Annotated in this window: 10 protein-coding genes and 5 pseudogenes; 11 read left to right on the forward strand and 4 right to left on the reverse strand. The window is 33.0% G+C overall.

The window, feature by feature from the left end:
• Positions 1-266 precede the first annotated feature (266 nt).
• Together ACICP1_RS02745 and ACICP1_RS02750 are read left to right on the forward strand one after the other, a co-directional pair.
• Complete coding sequence (locus tag ACICP1_RS02745) at positions 267-1,040, forward strand: hypothetical protein (protein ID WP_395461040.1); 774 nt, start codon at positions 267-269, stop codon at positions 1,038-1,040.
• Positions 1,041-1,689: 649 nt separating this feature from the next.
• A complete protein-coding gene (locus ACICP1_RS02750; protein ID WP_395461041.1) occupies positions 1,690-4,326 on the forward strand; it encodes a hypothetical protein in 2,637 nt (878 codons plus the stop codon).
• A gap of 89 nt (positions 4,327-4,415) precedes the next feature.
• Here ACICP1_RS02750 and ACICP1_RS02755 read toward each other — a convergent pair.
• Positions 4,416-4,961, reverse strand: a pseudogene (locus ACICP1_RS02755) (transposase); the annotation flags it as partial.
• Between the two features lie 61 nt (positions 4,962-5,022).
• Here ACICP1_RS02755 and ACICP1_RS02760 point away from each other — a divergent pair.
• The 4 genes and pseudogenes from ACICP1_RS02760 to ACICP1_RS02775 all read left to right on the forward strand — a co-directional run.
• Positions 5,023-5,843: pseudogene (locus ACICP1_RS02760) on the forward strand (IS630 family transposase).
• A 20-nt stretch (positions 5,844-5,863) separates the two neighbouring features.
• A pseudogene (locus ACICP1_RS02765) lies at positions 5,864-6,121 on the forward strand (ankyrin repeat domain-containing protein); the annotation flags it as partial.
• Positions 6,122-6,159: 38 nt separating this feature from the next.
• Entirely contained in the window at positions 6,160-6,621 is a 462-nt protein-coding gene (locus tag ACICP1_RS02770; RefSeq protein WP_395461042.1) for an ankyrin repeat domain-containing protein, read from the forward strand.
• A 4-nt stretch (positions 6,622-6,625) separates the two neighbouring features.
• A pseudogene (locus ACICP1_RS02775) lies at positions 6,626-6,799 on the forward strand (DUF2924 domain-containing protein); the annotation flags it as partial.
• Positions 6,800-7,027: 228 nt separating this feature from the next.
• On the opposite strand, the gene ACICP1_RS02780 reads toward ACICP1_RS02775, so the two are convergent.
• The gene (locus ACICP1_RS02780) at positions 7,028-7,969 is read right to left on the reverse strand and encodes a hypothetical protein (protein ID WP_395461043.1); all 942 of its coding nucleotides are present in this window, start codon (positions 7,967-7,969) and stop codon (positions 7,028-7,030) included.
• Positions 7,970-8,639: 670 nt separating this feature from the next.
• Here ACICP1_RS02780 and ACICP1_RS02785 point away from each other — a divergent pair.
• Positions 8,640-9,896, forward strand: a complete 1,257-nt coding sequence (locus ACICP1_RS02785) for a hypothetical protein (protein WP_395461044.1) — start codon at positions 8,640-8,642, stop codon at positions 9,894-9,896.
• 188 nt (positions 9,897-10,084) lie between these two features.
• On the forward strand, positions 10,085-21,928 hold the full coding sequence (locus tag ACICP1_RS02790) for an ankyrin repeat domain-containing protein (RefSeq protein ID WP_395461045.1): 11,844 nt from the start codon (positions 10,085-10,087) through the stop codon (positions 21,926-21,928).
• Positions 21,929-22,275: 347 nt separating this feature from the next.
• On the opposite strand, the gene ACICP1_RS02795 is transcribed toward ACICP1_RS02790, so the two are convergent.
• Positions 22,276-23,205 (reverse strand): Rpn family recombination-promoting nuclease/putative transposase, encoded by a 930-nt coding sequence (locus ACICP1_RS02795; protein ID WP_262986565.1) that lies wholly within the window; start codon positions 23,203-23,205, stop codon positions 22,276-22,278.
• Positions 23,206-23,334: 129 nt separating this feature from the next.
• Here ACICP1_RS02795 and ACICP1_RS02800 point away from each other — a divergent pair, with 129 nt between their 5' ends.
• The 3 genes and pseudogenes from ACICP1_RS02800 to ACICP1_RS02810 form a co-directional block, all read left to right on the forward strand.
• On the forward strand, positions 23,335-24,237 hold the full coding sequence (locus ACICP1_RS02800) for a helix-turn-helix domain-containing protein (protein WP_395461031.1): 903 nt from the start codon (positions 23,335-23,337) through the stop codon (positions 24,235-24,237).
• Between the two features lie 164 nt (positions 24,238-24,401).
• Complete coding sequence (locus tag ACICP1_RS02805; RefSeq protein ID WP_230609182.1) at positions 24,402-25,064, forward strand: RadC family protein; 663 nt, start codon at positions 24,402-24,404, stop codon at positions 25,062-25,064.
• A 106-nt stretch (positions 25,065-25,170) separates the two neighbouring features.
• Positions 25,171-25,581 (forward strand): annotated as a pseudogene (locus tag ACICP1_RS02810) (hypothetical protein); the annotation flags it as partial.
• A 115-nt stretch (positions 25,582-25,696) separates the two neighbouring features.
• Here ACICP1_RS02810 and ACICP1_RS02815 read toward each other — a convergent pair.
• Positions 25,697-26,197: an IS630 family transposase gene (locus tag ACICP1_RS02815; protein WP_213864029.1), complete on the reverse strand. Its 501-nt coding sequence runs from the start codon at positions 26,195-26,197 to the stop codon at positions 25,697-25,699.
• Positions 26,198-26,202 lie beyond the last annotated feature (5 nt).

Genomic DNA, 26,202 nt, shown 5'->3' on the forward strand with positions numbered 1-26,202 from the left:
AAATAATTAATCAACATATTTAATTAATAAATTACAAAATAATCATAAATTTTTCTATTATTTTTAAATGAATTAGTATTAACTCTTTAATGTACATTAGTAAAAACCCAAATAATATAACCATTGATAACAATAAAAACCAAAGATCGTGAGAACTGTTTTTCTTTGAATCTGCAGGTCTAGTTTATTAATTAATTTAAAGTATTACATTATATATTTATTTATATTATTATTAAAATAATAAATTAACTATAGAGAGGTATATAATGAAAAATATATTTAATAAAGCTAATGCACCTTATCTTGTGAGTGGTGCTTTGGCTACTTCGGCTTTATTGGCATCAGGAGTGTTTGCTGTAGCTCCTTACATTGTTTTTTTAGCTCCAGTTGCAGCTTTGAGTGTTGGTCTTCCACTTATTGTTGTTGCTGCTGTGTTTTCTTTTGTAACTATTGCATTTTCATGTGCTGCAATTAGTAAAAACAACACCATTGCTGAGAAAAACGAAGTCATTAATCAGAAAGAAAGAGAGATATTAGATAAAAACAACACCATTGCTGAGAAAGAAGGTCAACTTGATCAACAAAATAATGAGATTTCTAGACTAAAAAAGCAGCTTGATGAGAAAGAAATTGACGTACGAAATTACAAAAACTCAGAAGAAGGTAATTCTGCTTCTAGGTTAGCAAAAGCAGCAGTAGCAGGAACAATGGCAACAGGAGGAATAGTAGGAGTGATGTTAGTAGGAATAACAGGAGGGATTTTAGGAGCAATAGTAGGACAATCAATATTAGGAGTATATGTTGACAATTCTAAAGAAGGAGAAGCACGGAGAAAAGCGACTGTTGATAATGCTGTACATGTTTGGGATGTATCGCAATCGGCGTTTGGCGTTGTTAAAAGTAGTGTGAAATATACTTGTGGTAGCATTATTGAGTGTTCAAAAAGTAGCATTAACAGTGTAGGAACCGTCTTGAAAAGTGTTTGTAATGTCATTCCTCATTCCACAGCGAATTTAAATTTCTCTTCAATGATTGACTGATAAAAGTTAACTCTATTAGGGGAGAATGGCTGAAATTATTTTTTCCTTTGATGTTAAATCTCAAAAAAAACTGGCGTAAGTTTAGGCGGTGTTGTGTCTGAGCTTACGCACATGCTATATAAGATTCTAAATCATATTATCCTTTTGGAATGCATGTAGGCTCCAGGTTATAACAAATGATCTCACCATTCCAAACAAATTATATTAACTTAATATTATTTATCATTAAAAACTCAAATAATATGATCACTTCCGGCAACCAAAACCAAGGGCGGTGAGAAGTGTTTTTCTTGGGATGGCATGGTCTACCAAGTGATACGTTCAAATTTTTGTTTATAATAATTTTACTATACGCTAAAATCAGCTATTTTAGCCTACTTTCACCAAATTTATATACGAACTAATTTGCCTGATTTTGTTGCAAAATTTTACATCTTTATTTTCACAATCCTGCTTTTATTTGAGCTGCTCTCACAAATGTATGTACTTTTTTGCGATTTTTAAAAGAGTAAATGATCAAATTTGTTGTAACGCTATAGAATCCAGTATTTTCTGCAAACTATAATATAGTTCAGTTAATATATTAGTAAAGTTGACAATTGTTAAAATATTAATTATAATATTAATTAAATAACATTAGTAGATAAAAATGATTTTCAGTCAGTATGTTAAAGACAACAGATTACATTTGTATGATAAAAAAGTAGATATCAATAATTTGATAAGCTATTTGCAAGAGAACAAAAATATTAAAGAACTTTCTCTCGGTTCGTGTCAGATTGGTAACGAAGGAGCAAAAGCTTTAGCTAATCTTACAAACCTTACTCAACTTGATTTAAGTTACAATAATATTGATAAAGAAGGAGCAAAAGCTTTAGCTGATAGTAACCTTACAAACCTTACTCAACTTAATTTAAATTACAATCAGATTGGTAAAGAAGGAGCAGAAGCTTTAGCTGATAGTAACCTTACAAACCTTACTCAACTTAATTTAAGTTACAATCAGATTGGTAACGAAGGAGCAAAAGCTTTAGCTAATCTTACAAACCTTACTCAACTTGATTTAATTAGCAATCAGATTGGTAACGAAGGAGCAAAAGCTTTAGGTAATGGTAATCTTACAAACCTTACTCAACTTGGTTTGCAATTTAACTATATTGATGCAGAAGGAGCAAAAGCTTTAGCTGATAGTAATCTTACAAAACTTACTCAACTTGATTTAAGTGTCAATAAGATTGGTAACAAAGGAGCAAAAGCTTTAGCCGAATCTGAGAAATACTGCGAATTCATAGATAAAATTACTCATATAAAAGGTAATAACGAACCTATGGGTTTTTGTAAACGTCTGAAAAAATCATGGTCTCAAGCAAGAGCAAAATCTAACAGTAATGTTAGCAAGCTAGATGAAAGCACTATAAGGAGTTTGTTTTTTGATCTTGCACAACGCGGTTATACAGGGGGAATAAAGGTTTTGCTGGATGACTATGATAAATATCCTTTTCTAATTAATTCAAGAGATGAGCAAGGGCATACACTATCTCATTTCTATAATCACGACCCTGGAATGCAAAGGTTTTTCTTTGAACGTGGTATGATACCTAAACAAAGACCTGAACAAAAAAGAGATGACTTGCGCATTGTACAAGACCGTCAATCTGTCCATGCAAATCCAGCAGTTAAAAAAACAAACTTTCTTGCTAAAAAACTGGTTGAATCGACGAAAGAAGATGAAGAACAGTTAAAGCAAGCAGCGACTTCTTACGTAGAAAGTATAGAACTACTTAAACAATATCAGAATGATCCAATAAGACTAAATCTTCTTAGTGTAGATGACAAAGAAAAAAGAAGTGTGATGGAGAAAACATTAGGTGGTAATCCTGTACCAAATGACAAAGAGTTTATAAAAACTGTAATCGACCAAGCTAAAGATGCATTAAACACTAAATACTTAAGGAAAAATCAATTTGGTGAATATGACCAAGGATATCCTACAGAACCATTACAATATGATTATAAGAGAGATGATGCAAAGATTACTATACCTGAATCTATAGGCCGTATAAAACTACTTATTGATAATTTTTCCATTCCATTGAAAGAAAAAAAAGAATTGCTAGTTACTCTCATGGCACAAAACAAAGATTTAGTAATGAGCAAACTCTCTGCAGTAAAAAGAGAACTTGGAGATTTCGATAAAGAACAACTTGATAAAACGAAACTACATACATTGTTAAATGATATAGACGACAATAAAAAAGTAGATGTGTTATTTAAAGAAATCAGTGATCTAGATATAGAAAAGATCTGGAGAGAGCAAAAAGAGTTCATTCTTCTAAAACAAATATATATAGCGTCAACAACATATGGTGAAGGTAGCAGTGCCTGCATTCAAGGCACATGGACCCAAATTATTAATAGTATAGACGAAATTAGCTCTGAGATCTTGGAACAATATGATCATTATTTAGAAGAAGAACAAAAACTAGAAGCACAGAAAGTTGTTATTACAGAAGAGAACATTAAACCATTTCTGGAAGATTTGGCTAAGAATCTAGTTCAACATGTGGAATCTTATCCAGAATTGAAAGAAGCTCTTAAAGATTTTGCTGTGTGCAATGTAGATATTGATAAGCCTGAAGAAATTACCTTTGAACGGCAAAAAATTTTAGCAGAGATAAATAAATATTTTTATGAAAATATTAAAGAGGCTTTACCGAATTACGATAGAAATATACCAAATAATGATGAATACAAACTTATCATCGAGAAACTGCCAGAGATAAAAGTAATGCAAGATTTTGCACAAGATCCATCTAATCAGCAGGAGAATACCATAAGAGAAACGGAAGCTCAAATTGATGAGAATAGTGAGGATAAGTTTTTTGATGCAGAAAATTATAATAAAAGTCGTGCAACTATTAGAGAAAGCGACACAGATGAAGAACCGTTAGTTCCAGAAAGGTTATACTCAGAAACTTCAGTTGTAGCAACAGATCAAACAAATGGTATTCAAAATAATAATCAACAGCCGAGTAATTTAAATAATGATGCTCCACGAAGTAAAGAAAAAAATAAACTGCCTACTGTATGTGCTTTCACATTAGCAATAGCTGGAATTGTTTCAGGGATAGCTATTGCAGTTTACTCAGGAATGTTAGCGGTAGGAATAGCAGTTGGAGTTTGTTGTCTAATTGCTGCTGCAGTCATATACTGTTGTAATAGTCCTTCAAATTTACTTAAAGATAGCAATGTTGAAATTGTAGTGAATCAAATAACAGTGGAATGATTATAACTCAAGGTAAGGAGAAATAGCAGGAGGGTTGAGTTTGCTATCTATAAAAGGGAATGTTCAAAAAAGTGTGTCAAGCCGCATTTTTAGTTCAACTCAATTTTCAATCTATCTGGAAAGAAAATATCAAGTTGAGACATAGTTAAAGCCCAATTAGTTAGAGCCATAATCCACTTTTGCTCTACCTTTTTTATAGCACAATATACCTGTTTGTACAAGGCATTTGTACTAGTAAATGAACCCTTAGTTTTAGTAAATTTCCTGATTTGTCTATGCAACCCCTCAATTGGATTAGTGGTGTAAATCAGCTTCCTAACTGGCCCAGAATACTTAAAATAACTGGATAAATTTTCCCAATTGTTCTGCCAGGATTTTATAACTAAAGGATACTTTTCTCCCCATTTTTCTTCCAGCTCAAGAAGATAATTCTCAGCAATTTCTTTACTTGAAGCACGATATATTTTTTTCAGATCATTCATGAAAACTTTCACTCGATACATATTTCAGAGAATTTCTTATCTGATGTACTATACATTTCTGCTTTAGGAAATACGCTATTTATAGCTGTAGGAAAGCTTTTTAACACAAGCTATCAGAATATCATCTACTCCTCTCTCCTTTAGGTCATTTATAGCCCTTCTCATAATAGTCCAAAAAGAGTAAGATATGGATTGATAGTAGTGGAAGGTAAGGATGCCAGTAGCAAATAGTTATGACTTAAGAAAAAAGGTAATGGAAGCATTGGATGAAGGAGAGAGTGGAGAAACTGTTGCCAAGAGATTTAAGATCGGAAAAACAACTTTATATGAGTGGAAGAAAAGACGTGAGAAAACGGGAGATTTTCAGTCAAAAAAGCCTGGAAGCGTGGCATAAAATTACCGACTGGAATGCATTTGCCGAATTTGCAAATGAGCAAGGTGACAAAACTCAGTCAGAGATGCTGGGGCAATATTAGTAGACAAACAATTCATCGAGCACTTAAAAATATAGGATTCACAAGAAAAAAAAGACCTACGGATATAAAGAAAGAAATGAAGAAAAGCGAGCTCAATTTTCAAAGGTTATAGCAACAAAAGAACCTAAAGAATTAGTGTATATAGATGAGTCTGGACACTGAACCTATGGTTATTGCCAGAAAGGACAGCGGTTTTATGCCCTAAAATCTGGGAAGAAAACTCAACGAATTAGCATGGTTGCAGCCTTAAGTGGAAGAAAAATAATTGCTCCGTTAACCTTTAAAGGCCACTGCAATATGGATATCTTTAATAAATGGTTTGAGCAGTTTCTGACACCGATTTTGGAACCTGGACAAACTGTTATCCTTGATAATGCTACTTTTCATAAGTCTAATAAGATTTGCTAAAGGAGTTGGTGCAGAAATTTTATATCTTCCTCCATATTCTCCAGATTTTAACAAAATTGAACATTATTGGTTTGCTATAAAAAACAGAACCAGGAAAAACATTCCTTTATTCAAATCTTTTCGTCATGCTGTCGATTCTTCTTTCTTATGACCTTTTTGGACTATTATGGGAAGGGCTATAAATTTTTGAGAGAAAAAGGAGGAATAACAAAAAGTAGAGAACTGACGTGCTATGGAATAGAGAGGATAGTGGGAGAAATAGCAGACATGCTGAATGGGAGCTATATGCCGGAGCTAAAAATAATAGAGATAGAAGAAATAAGAAAGAGAGACAAATCACTAATAAAGGAAGAATGTGAAAATTTAGCAAGCAAAATAATGAGCCAAGTAAATGAGATGATAGATGAGGTGGTGAAAAGGAGGGCTTAGAAAAGGGATTTAAATTCAAAGAAAAGGTGAGGTAGGTCATGAGTAAAAAAGGAAAAGAGGAGTCACTATTAGAGAACTCATATAAAAATATTTATGCAAGAGACGAGAATGGAAGAACAGCTCTACATTATGCAGTAGAGGTAAAAACAGTGGAGTTATTAGTCGAAAAAGGAGCGAATGTGAATGCTAAAGATATAGAAGGATATACAGCACTGCACCTAGCAGTAACGGAGAAACGTCTAGAAACAGTTAGAGAATTGATAAAGTCAGGAGCAAATGTAAATGCTGAGGAATATGGAGGTAAATGCACTCCATTGCACCTTGCATGTATGGTGGGGAAAGTGGAAATAGTAAAAGAGTTAGTGGAAGCAGGAGCAGAAATAGAGCAAGCGGATAAATTTGGAATGATAGCGATGGATTATGCGAAAAACAGTAAAGAAGTAACTGAAGTATTGAAGAAAGAAACAGACAGAATTGAAAAGTTATTTATGAAAGGCTAAAAATATGGAGGAAGAAATAGAAAAGAAAGTAATGAATTTAGAGAAAAAAACGTTAGAAGAGCTAAGGAGAATGTGGAAGAAGGTGTTTGGGGAAGAAGCACCTAGACACTCAAAGAAATATCTGATACCGAGATTAGCTTATAGAATGCAGGAAAAAGCGTATGGAGAAATTTTACGGGTTTAAGCAAGCTGTCTGCCAATAAAAAATAAGATAATTTCTTTAGAAGAATCTATAAATTATTAAACCCTTTCTAATTCTTAGATCTCATTTTTTGAGAAATTAGTAAACTTAACACTCCCACTAAATTGGATAAATTGATTGCAAAAAAATAACATTTACAGTAAGTTGGCCTTTCATAAGTAGCTATTTAACCCTCCTGCTATTTCTCCTTACCTTGAGTTATAATCATTCCACTGTTATTTGATTCACTACAATTTCAACATTGCTATCTTTAAGTAAATTTGAAGGACTATTACAACAGTATATGACTGCAGCAGCAATTAGACAACAAACTCCAACTGCTATTCCTACCGCTAACATTCCTGAGTAAACTGCAATAGCTATCCCTGAAATAATTACAGCTACTACAAGTGCAGAAGTAGCTACAATATACATTTTTTTATTTTGAGAAATCACATTATTTTCTTTCGGTTTACTTTCTTCTGGATAATGATTGTTCATCTTTGCAAGATATTTTGTCAACGCCATCCAAAACTCATATTTAGTAGATTTTTCTTGTTTTTTTATTTTCTTTGCTAGCTCTTTTACTACTTTGCTATCTGCAAATGCTTTTATATATGTTCCTCGAATAACAGGACAAAAAGTTTGAGAGAATCGTCTGTGACATATATACCCAATAGTCTGAAAACGTTCATTTTTTATCGAGTATGTTAGTATATTAATTAAACTCTTTAAAAGAACTTGCTGTCCTTCCAGGTTGTTTTTTATATTCCTTTCAACCAAGTCTAACATTTTTTTTATAAGTTGCTTGTTATCAATTAATGAAGCTATAGCTAAAATTGCTTCGATCTGTCCTACTTTTCCACTAATGATCTGATTAAGACTTCTTTCATTAAGCTTGGCAATATCATTGCTTACAATTATAAGGGCATTTTTATATATTTCCCGAGTAATTGGGAGTAATGAATCATGGTACTTGCATCCATTTTCAGTGAGTTTTTGTGTAAAACGTTCGGATAGATTTATAATAGTTGAAACATCTTGTTTATCTATAGCCTCCCTTAAAAAAAGAACCAACGTTTCCTTTAAGTTAGTTTGTTTATCTATATCCATTGAAATTTTAGGATCACTTGCTACATCTAATATTTCTCTCCACTCTAAAGTCATAATTTTTTCTATTAAAATAATATGGTTTAATTATTTGCTATTTTTATGAAAAAATCAAGACTTATATATTTTTTATATTATATATAAGATTATTAATATTCATTTTAGCTTCAGAAACGTACTAAAAATTAGTGTGACAAAAATCTTGAATGTTTACTTTTTTAACAAGTAAAAAACGTCATATATTTTTGAGAATAAGCCGCGTAAAACAGGGTTGTAAAAATAAAAACGTAAAGTTATTGCAACAAAGCTAAGCAAACTAGTTTATATGTAAATTTAGCGAAAGTGAGCTAATACAGCTGATTTTAGCGCACAGTGAAATTGCCATATAAAAAAGTTCGTACTGGTTATTTGGTAGACCAACTGATTCCAAGAAAAATTGTTCTCACCGTCCCTGGTTTTGAGCACTGAAAATGGCTATATTATTTAAGCTATTAGTAAAATACGTTGTTAGATTAATACTAATTTTCTTAAGGAGGAATTTAAGGCAAACTCATAATGAAAACAGAATTTGAAGGTAAAGAAAAATCCCGTACCGACCTTCTTAAGAGACTTTTGCCTAAAACTACTTTGGGTTAGAAAATTTTCTACAATAATGATTGACAAGTTTTAAAGATAGAATACTATACTTAAAATGTAATTGATAATCTAATTAATTAAGGTAGTGGCTATGTTGCGTTCAGATATTCCAAAAGTTTTGTTTTCGTCTATTAAAGAGGATGATCCCCATAGAGCATCTAAGCTTTTTCAAATTGAACGCTGGTGCTATGCAAATTGGCGTCTGCACCAAAAAAGTGGCAAGAAAGGACGTAATTTTCTTGCACAGGTATTGTCTAGCGAGGATTGTTGGAAAAAAGTAGACAATTTACACGGAGTTAAGCTTGATAGGCAAATGGTAGGTAAAAAATTGATTGTGCAAAATTCAAATAGTCCTTTTAGTACTGATAAAAGATATGAGATTGCCTGTCGTTATTGCCTGGAAGAAGATATTATTGCTCTATTTGAAGAGAGAAAAAATAAACTATCAGCTCAAGGTAAGAGCAGTCTGTTGGAGTATGGTCACTTAGTTAAGACTCTAGGAGGCAACCTTTTAATAGTTTTTTGGTCACATTTTGTTAGTGGTTACATCTCTAAACTAAATTTAGATGGCTGTCATCCATATGAGTACGGGCTTAAATGTGCTGTGAGTCTTAAGCAAGAGCAGGCAGTGGAATTCTTTTGGAATAAAATAAAATCATTACCTGAAAGTGAGATGAGTGAACAGAAAAAGGATGAAATCTTGATGAAGACAGCAGTATATGTAGCAGGGAACCGTTGTAATAGTTATCCTGAAATATTCGAGTTTTGTTTTAGTCAAATAAGTCCTGATAAATATCCAGAACTTCTAAAAAGAGACTTAGCTGAAAATGGTTATTATGGTAGTCTAAACACGCTACAGGGTGCACTTCGCTTTGATCAATTTCAAGCATTGTTTGACTATTTGAAACCAAGTAATGTTTCAGAAGATAAATATCTTGTCTGGCTACACTATATAAAAACAGAAAACAGCTCATATTATGCTGGTGAAGGTGCAAAGCTTTTCATGCATATGTGGAGAAAGGAGGGATTTGATAGCCATCGTACTTATGTGCTGAAGGAAGAAGTTTGTAATAGATCTTGCTTTCTTGTTACAAGTTTATTAGTACCTTGGGTAAATCAAAATTACATGGAACCGGTATGGGCAATATTAGATAAGGCTAATTCTGATCAAATTAAAGAATTTATGGATTCTAGGCAAGCGGAGTATATACGATCTGTGTTAGAGCAAAGAGATATTGATTCATTAAATAAATTTTTATCATACGGTAAGTCTACAGCTGAAGGGTTTACTAGCTTGACTGAGGTTAAATTAAGCAAAGCATGTGAGCAATTAGGGTTGGGCAATTAAGGTATTATAAGGCAATTCTATAAAACAGGTGATGGTTTCTTGTTACTACTTTAGCTTCTGTCAAAAAGGCGTTGCATTATAATATAAATGTTATATATCCAAGTTAGTATGCAGGTAAAAATAGCTTATATTGTTGATATCTCTGATAATAAATAGTGGATTTGGTATAATGTAATGAAGGGGGCTTTATGTTTAAGACACAATATCTAACAGATCACCTAAAAAAAGAAGGCGTTAATTCAAAGATTACCGAATTATCGGATCAAATACAATATATAGAGCAAGCTAAAGAATTTTATCAACTTAAGCGTTATCGTAGATCTGATGTTGATTCCGAAAGTGGAAGTCAGGTTAAGAGAATCGATGTTCCAGGAGACGGTAGTTGCTTATTTTGGTCTGTTACTATGGCTTACTTAATACCCGTCAGAAACGACGATGCTTTATTTCGACAAAGGTATGAAGTACTATTTGGAAATGATGGAACTGTAACCCAAAATTTAGATCATATTAGAGGTTTGGTTCGGAATTTAGGTGCTGCGAATTATGATGATACATTTGCAAATTTAGTAAGAAACGTATTTCGTAATCGAGTAGTTGATCACATAAGTTCTTATAGAAATGAGTTCAGAGATTTTGTTGAAGGTGATTTTGAGCGTTACTTGGAAAACATGAGGAACCCTGATACTTGGGGAGGTGAACCTGAAATAAGAGCAATGAGTGGAATGCTTAGCGCAACGATTAGTGTTTCTGGTGAGGTTGAAACTCAATATGGTAATGGAAATACTCAAATACAGTTATTTCATGTTGGTGCACCAGGTAAACGAAACCATTATAATTTTGGTCTTGAAAGGAATATTATTGATAATGATAAAGAGCTTGCAAAAGGCTTAAAAAGAGTCATGGGTAAAGTAAGACCACAAGACTTTGAGTTAATACAGTTATTGATAGAGGAAGCAAGTAAAGAAGTTGGTATAAGCCAGCAAGATGAGGATTTTAAATCTTTTGAACCGAGATTTCAGTCATTTGTGGATCAGATTCCATCTTATTTACACTCTGTAGAAAAAGCAGGATTTTTTACACACTTCTTCCTAGGGAGCTTTTCTACTTTGCCAGATATAAAAATTGCAGAAAAGTTAAATATTAAAAAGATTTATTTTAGTTTTGATACTTCAAAAACTTTAAAAGTAGCTATTGTTAAAAATGGTCAAATTGGAAATGCTGAAGATGCTATTAATAATATAGATTTATTTTCCATTTCAGAAGGTAAGCGTGGCCATCAGTTTACTGTTAATGAGTTGGAGAACATATTAAGAAAGAATATAGATAGGAGTAAGATTAGAGATCGGGATGTTGAGAATGAGATCCTAAATATTAAGAATGAAATTCAAGATAGAATAAAATCTAGATTAGTACAGATCTATAAAGGAAAGGGTGATATTTTTGTTAATATGGAAGCTAAAGAGATACTTGATTCTGCTACTAGCAAGGAATTTTATGAAATAGAAAAAGGAATATGGAATAATCCGGAAGGTGATATAGCGAAGCTATCTGATTCTGATGCGCAAACAGTTAGCAGGTCTTTAAAAAAAGTTCTTGAAAAAATTAATAACGTTCATTCTGAGTATGTAGGATCAGTAGTCTATGATAATAGTGCACGTGAAGCAGCACATCATGGATTTATGGTAGGCGTTTTCATGAATTTCCACTATAGGTATAATCTTAGAGTTTACCCAGAGCAATTTGCAGGAAGGGGTTATGCAGATATTATCTTGCTGGCTCGTGGTCCTGATCGTGCATTGGATTCTATTCCCATTATTATTGAATTAAAAGCGGGAGCAGGTTCTAATGCTACTCCAGATAAGGCTTTGCAGCAAGCAGAAAGGTATGCACAAGGTTTCCAACCAAATGTTCAGCGAGTTTTAACTACTGCAGATAACATTTTATATGTTGGTGTCAACCTTGATAATCCGTCTCCTATCTCTGATATTAAAGTATCAAATCGTGGAGAAGAAATAATTCCTCTTTTTCAAGATATGTTAAAATCCTCTGATGATTGGGATACGCAAGAGATTGGTAAAAGAGAATTAAAAGAACAGATAAAAGATAATATGGAACGTATTTATCATACGTTTCCTGGTACATCAGAGAAGGGAGATAATCATTATTTTAGTAGGTTTTTACTAGGGCAATCATTATTATTAAGTGAAGATTCAGGAACAAGTTTAAAAAAGTATATTTTTATCTATGGAGACAATATACCTACTGAAGTGCATCCTAATCTTCGTAGGCTTGGACGTCCGGCAGCTCAAAGAGCCAGAGAAAGACTGTCAGCTAACCTTGATGCAAGCCATGCAGTTGTAACAATGGTGCTCATCCCAGAAAATACAGAGAAGTTGGTTTATGTGATGAATATTGTTGAAGCTAACAGAAAAGATGTTTTGAACGGGCTGAATGAAGTTCTTCCTCTTGATAGATTAAATAGAGAAATAGGGAATAGGGAAATAATCGAATTAAGTCTTAATTTTGATACTAGATACAAGTCAGATTTTAAAAGATATCTTACTATTTGGGCTGAAAAATACAATTCTTTACAAGAGTACAACAACGGAGATAATAGATTTCAAGGTACTTTTAAAGAAGTTACTTATCCTAATGAGTTAAAAGAAACATTTGATAAAGCACTAGATATCCAATCCTTATCAATAAGAGGATATAGTAGATTATTAGAAAAAATTGGAGAAGGAATCTTTCCTTTTAAGAGTCTCGTTAATAAAGAAGCTCATTTCCAGGGAATATTGAATGGAGTGTTTAGTTATTATAGTGACTTAAAATTACAGGAATCACCAGAAACTAGAGCATTAGTTTTAACTGAGTTTCAAACTGGTAGAGGGGAACGTATTGACATGCTAGTTCATGGTATTAAGTTTGTGGCTCAAGGTGGAAATGCTGAGGAGTACACTCCAATAGGGTTAGAACTTAAGGCATCAAGGCAGGGTAAAGGGGCTCAAGCTTTATTGAGGGAAGCAAATGATCAAATAAATGAAGAGTACAAAGAAGGTGTTACCTATAAAACACTTACAGATGGTGATGAGGTAAAATTTATCGGTGTTGTTTTCGATAAAGGATCTAATAATCCGAATAAACTTATTTTAACAAGTAGGACAGCCGAGGAAGGATTTATTCCTGTTGGAGTAGTTCATAGTTCACATCATATGTTGCCTACTGTAGGGCAGTGTTCTAAAAGAAAATCTTCATCGCCGGAGTATCCACCAAGTAAAAAGCCAAGAAGAGAAAGAAGTGTAAGTATGGCCTGCATAGATTCGTTTGATGAAGAAAAGATTACAAAGGAAGAAAAAAAGCAACGTGTTAAAGAGCTATTTGATATTGATAATGCTAAGGATTTAACTAATGAAATTGTAGATATAGGTCGTGAGCAAGTGTTTGATATGATAGGCAATGCTGATAGGACTGATGTAAAAGTAAAAGATAACAATGGTAATGATAAAAAATTGATAATAGGTGATATTATAGAAATGAAGAATGCAGAAAGATATTTTGTAGATGATTATAGTGATGGTATTGAGATCTTAGTAAAAGTAGGCAGAGATAAGGATCGCGTTATAAAAGAAAAAATAAAAGGACAAAATATTGAGTATTATTTAAGCATCGATGGCTATGAAGTAAAATTCGATGATATAATTAAAAATTTTACTACAGATGCAGAAAGAGAGAAAATTCATAATAAATTACATCAACTATCAAATGATAAGCAGTTGTTAGAGAATAAAAAATACATTGAAGATATAGGTGATGTTCAAACTAATCAAGATTACTCTAATATTGTAGAGGAAATTAAACAGAACTTGCTAGCAAAAGGTGTTAGGGAAGATACTTTTGATACGTTTAAAAATCATTTTGATGATCTTGGTGAAAAAGTTTTTGCAGATTATATTAGTAATGTAGAAAGCAGCCTTCAAGAAAAAGGAATTGCATTTGATCGTGATAAATTTGATTCAGCGAAAATAAAAGGAGCAAAAGGTGGAAAGTTTTTTTCCATGATGGCTATATATGACTTGCTTGATAGTATAGGTGATACAGCAACACTTGGACGACATGATAATAATGCTTTAAAGCAAGTATTTGGTATCAATGGTATACTAGATGCTATGGATGATGTTAGGACGAGTGTAAGTATTTCTTCTAATAGTAAAGTAGGAAAATTGATTAGTAAAGTACCACAACCTGTACGTCAAACGTTTGTTAAGATTATCAGTAACCCCATAGTTCAAAGTATTACATTTGCAACTATTGCTTATCAATTTGGGTATAGTATAAATGAAATAGCTCAAGGTAATCATCATCCATTAAATTATTATTGGACAGCTAGTAGTGGTGTAAAACTAGCAAGTATGAGCATAAGGCCTATAAGTGCAAGTGTTAGCTTTACAGTAAAAAGTGTAAGTGCTACTACTAAGATTTTAAGAGGGTTATCTGCTGCAGGTAAAGTTTTAGGTAGGGTAGCAGTAGTTACTATGGTTGCTGATGTATTAATAACAATTGGTGTAGAAGTTCATGAGAGAATAGAGTATACAAAAGCAATAGCAGAACAAGTACCTCTATTACCTGGTGGTGAACAAGCGGAAGTATTTTTTGCAGGGGTAATCAAGTTTTTTACAGGAAGAGATGTAGAAAAAGAATATGAAGACACAATTAGAATAAAAGGTTATTTAACTTACGTAAAAGAAGCAGCTATTAAACTGTTAAATGACAATTATGACATAGATGCGGTTGTACAATACGTAATCTCCATTGAAGAGAAATATAGTGAGGTGATTAAAAATATGGGTGCACAGGCTATATGTATTATGCCATCACCGTATGGTCCTGAGTGTGCGACGCAGATGAAGTGGACATGTGATTTAGAAAAAAAATATAAAGATATCTCTTTTGACAAGATCAATATAGCCTCTAGTGTAAAAAGAGATTTGTCTTCTATTGATATCTCTAAGATATTGACTATGACACCTTATACTTTGGTTATGAGTGAAGGTTGGGAAAGGTTTATCTGTGGTATAAAGAATAGTCCTCAATGCTATCAAGAGATTGAAGAAAAGAAAGTTTATGTTGTTAATACGGATGCAAAACATATCCCTCATCTAACAAAATACGAGTATGAAAATCTTGGCTTAAGAATTGTAGATGCACCATTAACAAATCCGATACAAAAATCTCAATGCAGCAAAACAATCAATACAAAGCACACAGGTGACGATGCGTTCGCTCCATGTAACAGTGGCAAAATTTATAGAAATTGTCAAGAGAGCTTTACTCTCTCAGGCGGACCTTTTATCTTTACTAATCCAACAAGAAAAGAGCATAGTAATACAAAAAAGCAAACATTTCCTAGAGGATCAGTATTATATATTTCAGGACCTAAAACATTAACAGCAGCAGCAAATTATCCAGCAGTAATGCATATTCCAGAGGGTAGTAATATACGTTATGTTGGCTCAAAAAATAATGAAACTATTTTTATTATTAATGACTATACGTCTGGTACTCTTGAAGGTGGACCAGGAAAAGAAAATACTCTAGTAATGAATGTTAAGGCTAATAATGTCGTTGCAAATTTGCATGGTAGAACTATACGTTATGGTAATAGTAATAACATAAGATTGGTTAACACATATAACTATGTGTCTAATTCTGACAGCAAGCAAAATATTACTACTCACTGTAAAACAAGATTGATTAATGTAAAAAATGCAGAAGTCTGGCAGAATTCATTTAACTGCACAGACAAAGATTATGAAGTTAGAGTAGTTAACAAAGAAAATGTGCATAACAGGGGATTAAAACAAACAATATTTGTTGTTAATGAAGATAGTGATAATGCTAAGATAGTAAGTGATTTGGGCAGTACAGGAAAAATAAAAGGAAATATTGACATAATAAAGGTTCAAGTTGCTAATATCACACAGTGGGGAATAAGTGAAGATATAGAAAAGGTCGGCTATAGCTTAGATGTTTTAGCTAATAATACACAAAGTATTGTTTCAAGTACTAAAATCAATGATTTTAAAAATCTAGTAATTCAAGTAAATAGCAATGGAATAACAGAGTCTGTTGCAATACAAGATAAGTCTTTGTCTGATACAATAGAAGATATTAGATATCAAGAGCTGAAAAGTTCAGGAAGTGATATTAGTAGAGAGGTAATACAAAATAGTGCAAAAAAGTTAAAAGCATTTATACAAGCAAGTATTCTAGACCAACAATTACTTGATACTTACCAAATTGCAAAAGATATTGTCAATAACAATAATTTTGACATACCAGTATCTCAAGTAGAAGTTATTAAAAACCATATGGGAGTACCTAGTGAAAAAGTGATAATTGCTGGCATGTACTCAGGTCAAGTCATTGTTGATTTTAGCTATAGTAGCTCTGACGTTACAAGTAGTTATCAGAAATACCTTAATGGTGGACGGAACTATGGTTATGATGACTATCTGATGCTGTGTAATTACTATCAGGACATTACAATAGAAGGAGAGAAAGGGCAACACCAGTATATTATCAAACTACCAGATACATTAAATAGCAAAACTTCATTGTCGCCAATAAGGCTCAATTTAAAAATAAAAAACAAAGTGGTGTCTTATCAAAACATACCTTATAGTATCATTGATTTTGCTGAGTTAAGTGTAACAGATGTTGATGGTATAAGCATAGAAGAAGGTAAAAGGGATTATATAAATGAATGTTATGGCAAATCAATCTCTGACCTTACAGAGGATAGTTTAAAGATACAAGATATTACAATATTTGATAGTGTAGGTACTAAATGGTCTTTATCCATTGGTTTAGTTGATTATTTTCAAAATCCAGAGAATCAACAAATTGTATTACGAATAAACAATGAGCTTTATAAAATTGATAGTACAAACTTAAGGCTTGAGCATCTAGAGATCAATCCTAGCTCTTTCAGATACTATCAACCAGAGGAACAAGGATTACAAATTTATCATAATCAACCTACTAATAAGAATGATGTTGGTTTAGTTGACTTTAGAGATAAGTCTATATTGGATTTTGATACAGAGATTGCTGATGATAGTTTAGTGTTATCACATAAGAATAATACCTTAGCAAAAGTAGAAAATTGGAATACCTATCAACCAGCAAGGGAAATGATGTTTGCTTTTAATGATACGATGGTTTCTAATTTGAAATGCATAGTCTCTACTTGTAATTCAGAAGATATTATAGAGGATTTTTATAAGGAAAAAGTAGATTTATTAAAAGAGCAGGTATTTAATGCAACATTGCAAAGAAATAATAGTAAAGCTGAGGATTTGATAAAAAAGATTAAAAGTATAGATATTGGAAATGAGCATGAATTAACACCTTTAAATATGGCTATTCAAGGAGGTAGGTTGGATGTAGTAAAAGTTCTTTTTGATAGAAAGGATTTTAGTGTTGAAAATAAGGACGCCCTTCCTCTGCACTTAGCTGCTCAGGAGGGTAAATTAAATATAGCTGAGTTCCTTATCGATAAAGGTTATGATATTAAAGATAAAGCTGAAGATAAAGATAGTAGAACACCTCTTCGTATAGCTGGTTGCAATGGTAATTTAGATGTGGTCAAATTCTTCCTTAGTAAGGATGCAACAAGTATTGAGGATAGAAACAACGATCCATATAAGATGATGGAAACGGTTAAGGTTTTAAAGAAGGAGATTATTAATCAAGCAGAAACCGTGCCTAACGTAAAAAGATGGGCAGAGTTTTTTGTAGAAAAGTTAAAATATTCAATAAAAAATGTAGTAAAAGAGAAGCTAAAGGATGGTATGTTACATGATCGTTATGGTTCGGTTAATACACTTGCTAATGACATTTATAATTTCGATCAAAGGTTGTTTAATAATACAATTAAGGGAGTTATAAATGACGTATATAGGAAAGTAGATACGAAAAAAATATTAAGTTGTGTAGAAAGCCATAATGATGTTAGTCAGCGTATATTGGGTTATGTGGCTGTATTTAACGCAATGCAAAGAAATAATGATTTAAATAATAGTGCAGTATTTAAGTTAGCTTACTATGTTAAAGAAGCAATCGAGATGAAGAACTATCCTGATGTTCATCAAGAAGAAAGATCTAACCTTGAGAAACTAAAAAGCAGATTGCCAGAATCAGTAAGGAATGCAGTATTTTCATCGAAAGTATGTATTAAGAATATTTATCAAGGTGAATATTTATATGCTGCTAACAAATGTTTCAATTATGATACCGACAGACGAATGGCATTTACTTGGACTCCAAAGAATGAAAAAAATGATAAGTTTAGGTGGAATATTAAACCTGATGGTGACAACTTTTATATAGTGAATGTTGCATTTAATGAAACTTTGTATGCTGCTAGTAACTATTTTAATTATGATAATGATAGACGAATGGCATTTACTTGGATTCCAGGTGAACAGGTTACACAAGGTGTGTGGAAGATTGAGCCTAACGGTGATAAATGTAATATAAGGAATGTTAAGCATAATGAGTATTTGTATGCTGCTGATTATGCTAAATATGACAAAGATAGGAGAAGAGTATTTACTTGGATTCCAGGGGGCAAGGTTATGCAAGGTGTATGGAAGATAGAAGATTGTGGGTCTAATGTAAGAAAAGTTAGAGATATTGTTAGTAATGCTAAGGGAGAATTAGATCAAGAATTGCTAGATGCTGTAAAAGTTGGAGATATGAGCAAAGTAAGAGATTCTGTCAATCGAGGAGCTAATGTTAATACTGAAGACAGAGATGGTAATACCCCTGCACGCAATGCTGTATTAAAAGGTCACTTTGGTATATTTAAATACCTTGTTGAAAATGGCGTTAGTTTAGAGGGTAAAGATCATCGTTGTCGCCCCTCTATATGTGATGCTTCTTATAGTGGTAATTTGGATATACTAAAGTACCTTATTGGGGAAGGCGTTGATATTAATGAGTCTGATAATAATGGTTGGACACCGCTACATTTTGCTGCATGGAGAGGCTACTTAGAAGTCGCTAACTTTTTAATAGAAAAGGGTGCTAATATTAACGTTGAGAACATTTTTGGCAGGAAACCTATACATGTTGCTGCTGAAAATAATAATACAAACATTATAGAATTTTTTCTCAGCAAGGGAATGAGCATCGATGATGTTGATAGATATGGTCGAACACCACTATACTGTGCTTCTTGGAATGGTCACTTGGGTGTAGTAAAGTACCTTGTAGAAAAGGGAGCTGACGTTTATACTCAAGACAAAGGTGGTAAAACATTACTAGATATTGCTACTCATCAAGAGCGCAGCGATGTTGTAGACTATTTAAAACAAGTGCAGCTAAATCAAGAATTACTTATTGCAGCACAATATGGTAATTTTGATGAAGTTAGAGATCTTGTAAGTCAAGGGGCTAGCTTGAATGCTAAGTATAGTAATGGGATGACTGTTATGCATTCTGCTGCTTATGGTGGTAATCTGGATATAGTAAAATATTTTGTAGCAGATGCAAAAAATAGCTTAGAAATTAAAGATAATGGCGGTAGAGTTCCCCTGCACTATGCTGCTTACAATGGTAAGCTAGATGTGGTAAAGTATTTTGTAGATGAAGGGGAAGTTGATGTTAATCTAAAAGATAGTGATGGGCAGACAGCATTGCACATGGCTTCTGGTGGCGGCCATCTGGATGTAGTGGGGTATCTTGCAAGTAAGGGAGCAGATATCAAAGCTAAAGATAAGGATGGTAAGACACCGCTAGATATCGCCATCGACCGAAAGCATGATAGCATCGTAAAATACTTAAAACAAGCTCAATTAAATGAGCAATTACTGGCTGCAGTAAAAGATAGTGATTTTAATGAAGTTCAAGGCCTTGTAAATCGAGGTGCTAACGTTAATGCTAAAGATAAAGATGGTAAAACCCCTCTACATTATGCTTCATGTTCTGTTCATCATTTAGGTATGGTGAAGTATCTTATAAGTAAAGGTGCTGATATTGATGTTAAAGATAACAGTGGTAGAACTCCTGAAGATGAGGAACGTTATACTAATTCTGATACAATGAGGCAAGTTTTTATGCAAGCACACTTAGATAAAGAATTGTTACTTACTGTAAAAAATGAAAAAGATCTAAAGACAATTAGTGATCTTATTGCGAAAGATATTGACGACAGAACGCATGGTGGGTTTTATTATACTTGGAGTGGTAATTTAGGTACAGTAGAGTTTCTTGTTAGTAAAGATGTGAGTGTTAATGCGACTGATAAATATGGCTGCACATTACTACACTGGGCTGCATTGAAAGGTCATTCAGATATTGCTAAGTTTTTAGTTGATAAGGAAGCTAATGTGAATGCTAAGGATATACTTGGCAGGACTCCTATTCACTTTGCTGTTATGAATAATCACAAGGATATTCAAGATGTATATGGTAGAGGTTCTACATACACTACTGCTGAGAGCAGTGATGAAGAGGTTATACAACTTTTTCTCATGAGAGGAGCAAGTATTAATGAGGCTGATAAAAATGGTGAGACGCCACTACACTTGGCTTCTTGGGGTGGTCATTTAGATACATTGCAGCATCTTATAAATAATGGAGCTAATATTAGTACTAAAGATAGTAGTGGCAACACACCACTAGATATTGCTAGAGATAAGGGACATAATAATCTTGTACAGTACTTACAACAAACACAATTAATCCTAGATAAACAGTTATTAAGCGCAATAGGAAATAGTGATTTTAATAAAGTTAGAGGTCTTATTGCTCAAGGTGCTAATATTGATACCAAAGACAAAGATGGCAGTACACTACTGTATTCAGCTGCTGAAATCGGTGATTTAGATAGAATAAAATTCCTTCTTGATAATGGTGCTAATATTGAAACTAAAAATGGGGAATATCAAGCAACTCCTTTGCATGGAGCTGTGTTAAATGAAAGACTAAATGTGGTCAAATTGCTTCTTAATCGTGGTGCAAACGTTAACGCTGAAGACAAAGACAATTGGACACCTTTACATTATGCTGCTGATACCAACAGTCTTGATATAGTAAAAGTTCTTGTCGATGCTCATGCTAATCTTGATGCTAGAGGTGATTACGGCAAGGCACCGCTAGATATTGCTAGAGATAGTAGTATTGCAGAATATTTAGAGAAAAAACTCAATGAAAAAGGAGAAAAACCTGTGCAACGCAGACGCCGTCATCACCACGGGGATCACAATCGCAATCATAATCACTCATCACATAAATTCCTTTCTGTAGATTCAAGTAATCAACCTGGAATAGCAGCAAGTAGTAGCACAAGACCATCTTCATGGATAAATGATTTGTTTAGTTGGGTGAAAAGTTCTGTAGGTGGGTTTAGAGCTGTTTTACCTGAGGAAACATCAAGTACTACAAGTTCAATTTTACAAGTTGATGCGCCAATAGATGTAAATGGTACGATAATGTTACTTGATGTGCTTGTTAGAAAGGTTACGGGTCAAAAATACATTTTTACATCAGATCAGAACGTATCATTACTGGAAGCGCAGGGCTATGCATTGAATATTACAGAGAAATTTGAGAAAGTAGTAGAACAAGCTGCATTAAAAAGTGGCATATCAATGCACCGGTTAAATATTGATTATATGGAAATACAGAAAGAAGTTACAGGAAAAATCATGAGTGGTAAATTTAATGAAATTTCAGGGATTTTCAACTCATATGTAGAGAAAGCATGTTCTGGTAAAGAAGCTGGTAAATTAAGTCCGAAGAAATTTGACAAGTTTATAGCTCAATTTAATAAGGGTCTGCTAAATCAATCAATAGAGCAGATATTACACAACAGAGATGGTACATTAGAAGTTGATGGTGCAAAGCAAATGAGTTTAGAGCCTCAAAGTTATTTAAGTAATGCTTCAGTTCACAGCCATTCAGAAGTATCAACTTGTCTTTCTGAGATAGGAGTAACCAAGCTTGGAGGTAATATCAATAGGTAGGTTATAATATAAGAGGTGCAGCTATAAAATGCCAAGTAGTGAAAATTTTAAAGTGAAGGTAGCAAAATTAGCCAAAATAATTAGGGAAACCAGTAGCAAGTTTGATGGTCCTAATACTAAAATGGATGAAGTAGACATTAAATACTAAGTGGTTAATGTGTTTTCCATATTGAACTTACAGCACGTAGCTTTGATATAGAAGTTTGAGTAACGTTATGATAGTAATTTATATAATTCTATGTGCAATCCTTATAGCTATTTTAGACAGTTCATTAGATTCTTAATTAGGGAATATATCTAACTTAAAGAAGATTTTCATAAATGTTGAAGTGAATAAGTTGTAGTATTTATGTTTTTTCCCTGAGTTGTAAAATTTCAGAATGAGAGAGACCGGTAATTTGAGCTATAACATCTATAGGGACATCGGCCTTGAGTGAATTTTTTGCAACTTCAATTTTACCTTCAATTTTACCTTTTTCATGGCCGATTTGGATGCCTTCTTTCCTGCCTTTCTCTTCTCCAATTTGGATTCCTTCATGTTTAGCATCATCGAGTTTTTGAGCAAGGATAGCGTTTTCTTTCTGCACGCTCAATATTCTTTCTTCATATGCGATCAAATCCTTTTCATTCCAGCGAAACCTGTCTAATTCATCATATGCTAGCTTTATTATCGGAGCTTCTGCTGCTATCTTTTTTAGATCTTCTTCAGTTGTATCTTCTGCGTATTTAAAAAAGAAACACCATCTCTCTGTAGTATTCTCTAATTGCTCTACCTTATTTTTTGTAAATTTAGGCAACTCAATAAAGACAAATTGTAAATCTTTCAAGTAATGCCCATTGGTTTTGATATCGCGTATATTATGAGTAGAAATATAGTCAACTTCTTCAGGCAGAAGGTTACAATTGGAAATAGCAATAAAGAAGACTTTCTGAAGATGAATGTAATTACCAGATTTATCTAATTGCCGAGAGTAAGCTTTAGCAGCATAAAGTTGAGCACGTTTCTCAAAGCCTTTATCACGAGCGAGTTGCATTTCGATAACAAATCTATTACCAATAGAGTCTTTGCAAAGAACATCAACAATGCTTTGTTTGTCAGAGGCAATTTCAGGATCCATAATGGTACTAAGGAATTCAATTTCCATTATTTGATCAGAAGTAGAAAAACCTAAGATATCGTTGAGGAAGTGAATTAAGATATTTTTATTCTTTTCAGAGCCAAAGATCTTTTTAAAGCTCAAGTCATTTTTGGGATCAAGAAATTTCGAAAGAGCCATGACGAATTAACCTAAAAAGCATTAGTAATTATACACAATTGTGAAGAAATATTCAACTAAAATTCAAACATAGAAAGAAGCATCCCTTTTGTATATCTTTATTTGGTAGTATTAAACTGTATAATATTTATGGCAAATATCTCTATAAGGTATCAGATAGCACAAAAAGTAAGGAGCTGGAGGTTAAAGCGAGGCTATACTCAAAAAGATTTAGCGAAGAAAGTCAGTGTAACGTATCAAGTAGTACTACAATATGAAAAAGGAACACGTAAAATTTCGATTGAAAAATTGTATGCTATAGCAGAGATATTGTCGATTGGTATTGTAGACCTAATTCCTGTATCAAATGAAAAAATCTGTTTTGAAGATGAGGGAGAGAAAATATTAAATCTAGTAAGAAAATATAAAACGATTAATGATCAAGAGTTGCGCAAGGTGTTTTACTTGCTAACAAAATTTACCCGAGTTGGTGAGAAAAGTAGTAAAAAAGCAGAGAAAGTAAAAATTGCAAAGGGCCTGGTTAAAGCAGGGATTTCTGTTGATATTGTTTCACAAGCAATTGGCCTCTCTGCTGATGAATGTGTTGAAGAAAAAATAGGTTCTATATACTGCAAAATAGGAAAGAAGATAAAAGAATGGAGACTAGTGCGGGAATATACTCAGAAGGATTTAGCAAAGAAAATGAGTACAACACGTGATGAAATAAGCAACTATGAACAAGGAAGAACTGCTGTTCCACTGGGAAGATTATATGAGATAGCAAAGGCGTTATCGATTAATATCATGGACCTACTTGAACTAACAGAGGATGCAGATGATAAAGTGGTACCTAATTTAATTGAAGAATACAAAAAAATTGAAAGCCAAGAACTACGTCATGCACTAATGAAATCTCTGTTTGAAAGCATACAAATTTGCGAAGAGAAAGTGAAAAGAGCAGAAAAGATAAAGGATTTAGTTAAGGAAGGAATTTCTATCAATATTATTTTAAAAACAGTAGGCATCTCTTTAGACGAAATTCAACAAATTTAAAATAAAAAATCAGTATCTATTAATATCTTTACTTTTTGATGAAAAAATAAGTAAAAAAGATTGAAAAATTGATTTGACTTCACTCGGAAGCTATGGCTCTATGCCAATGCTGATAAAGCAGTAAATATTAAAAAAAAGTTTGTTGTTAGTGAAGGGTAAATTATATGAATAATAATAAGAATAAAGAAGAAATAGAATTCAGAATATTAGAAAGCAAAGGCAAAGCACTACTTGATCGTGAAATAATGGAAACATTTTTAAGTGCAGTACATGAAAGGCCGCAAGCTCAAGAAATTGCTAAAAATCTGGTGAATACTTATGCAGGAGTAGGAAGGATTTTAGGTAGAGAAATGGATGACCTGAAAGTTATAGAAGGAGTAACTGATTCTGCAGTAGCAATGATTATGTGTGTTAAGGAAACACTAGAAAGGGTACTGAGAGAAAAGCTCAAAAGTGAGCCAATAATGGACTTACAAGGGCTAGTAGAGTACTTAAACGTAAGTATAGGCCACTCAGAAAGGGAATGTGTAAAAATACTGTACTTGAATAAAAGGCGTCAACTAATTGGAGAAGAATCCTATATTGGTGAAATGGAAAAAGCACCAGTATACATAAAGGAAATTACAAGAAAAGCATTAATAAAGAATGCAACATTAGTAATAATGTCACACAACCACCCTGGGGGAAGTTTAGAACCTTCAGAAGAAGATCAAGAAGTAACAAAGAGCTTAGCAGCAGCATGTAGTACTGTAAGCGTTAGATTATTTGATCATATTATCATTACAAGTGGGGGTTATTTTAGCTTTAGAGAAAACGGATTGTTATAGCAGAAAGTATTTGCAAATCTACTCATATCAATTTATAATGAGTAATATAATGTATAATAACAAAGTTTATTGTACACTTAAAAAGTATTTTTAATATGAGGTTTATATGACTAGTAAAGATCAGAATAAAAAGACTAATGTTAATCACAAGAAAATATTTGGTGCTCTTGAAAGCGTTGATATAGAGCAGTCTAAATTTGTGAGTAAAATTAATAGCCAGAAGGAGATAAAACTGGAAGATACAATGCCTTTCCCTAGCAGAAACGTTCGCGAAAACAAAATCAACTATGGAAAAGGACTTGATTATATATATGGCACAAAACCTGTAAGTGATCAAGAAGATAAAAATCCATTTGCCTCAGCTTTGCAAAAAATAAAGCCAAATACAGAGAAGCTGAGCTGGTTTAAGAGTTCTATAGTAGAGGCAAAAAACGTAAATGAATTGCACAAAGTTATAGACAAAGTACTAGCTTCTGGAGCAAGGCTAAATGCATGTAATGATGGAGAATGGAGATATCAACTATGTTTAAAAATTTTTTATTTGTGTAATTTTGCAACTTCATATGGGCAATAAACCCCTGCTTTGTCGTATAAGAATAGAATTTTATATCAAACAGCTACTATAGTATTTTCTAAAATGGATGATAAAGTTCCATTATGGTATTACCAACCAAAAGCTGTAAGTCTGTATATTTATACATGAGAGGTCTGAGGCGGCTTTTGATGGTATGCCAACAGTATTCTATAGGATTCAAATCTGGTGAATATGTTGGAAGATACAGCAAATGACAGCCAAAAGACTCTATTAATGATTTTGTTTTAGTGGTCTTATGAAATGTAGCATTATCCATAACTATAGTTGTGCCAAGTGGCAATGTAGGTAATAACATCTTCTCCAACCATGTATTGAATACCTCTTTGTCACACCCACCTTTGAAAGTCATTGGTGCAATAAATCTCTTTCCAATCCACCCGGCTACTATACTGATTCTCTCTCGAGTTCTCCCTGGAATATCTGCATAAATTTTCTTTCCTCTTGGAGCGCGTCCATATTCTCGGTATAACTTATTATCAACTCCTGCTTCATCTATATATAAGATGCTGGAATGGTCTATTTTTGAGATTTTATCAATAAATT

The sequence above is a fragment of the Wolbachia endosymbiont (group B) of Ablattaria laevigata genome (assembly GCF_964277395.1).
In the GTDB taxonomy this organism is placed as follows: domain Bacteria; phylum Pseudomonadota; class Alphaproteobacteria; order Rickettsiales; family Anaplasmataceae; genus Wolbachia.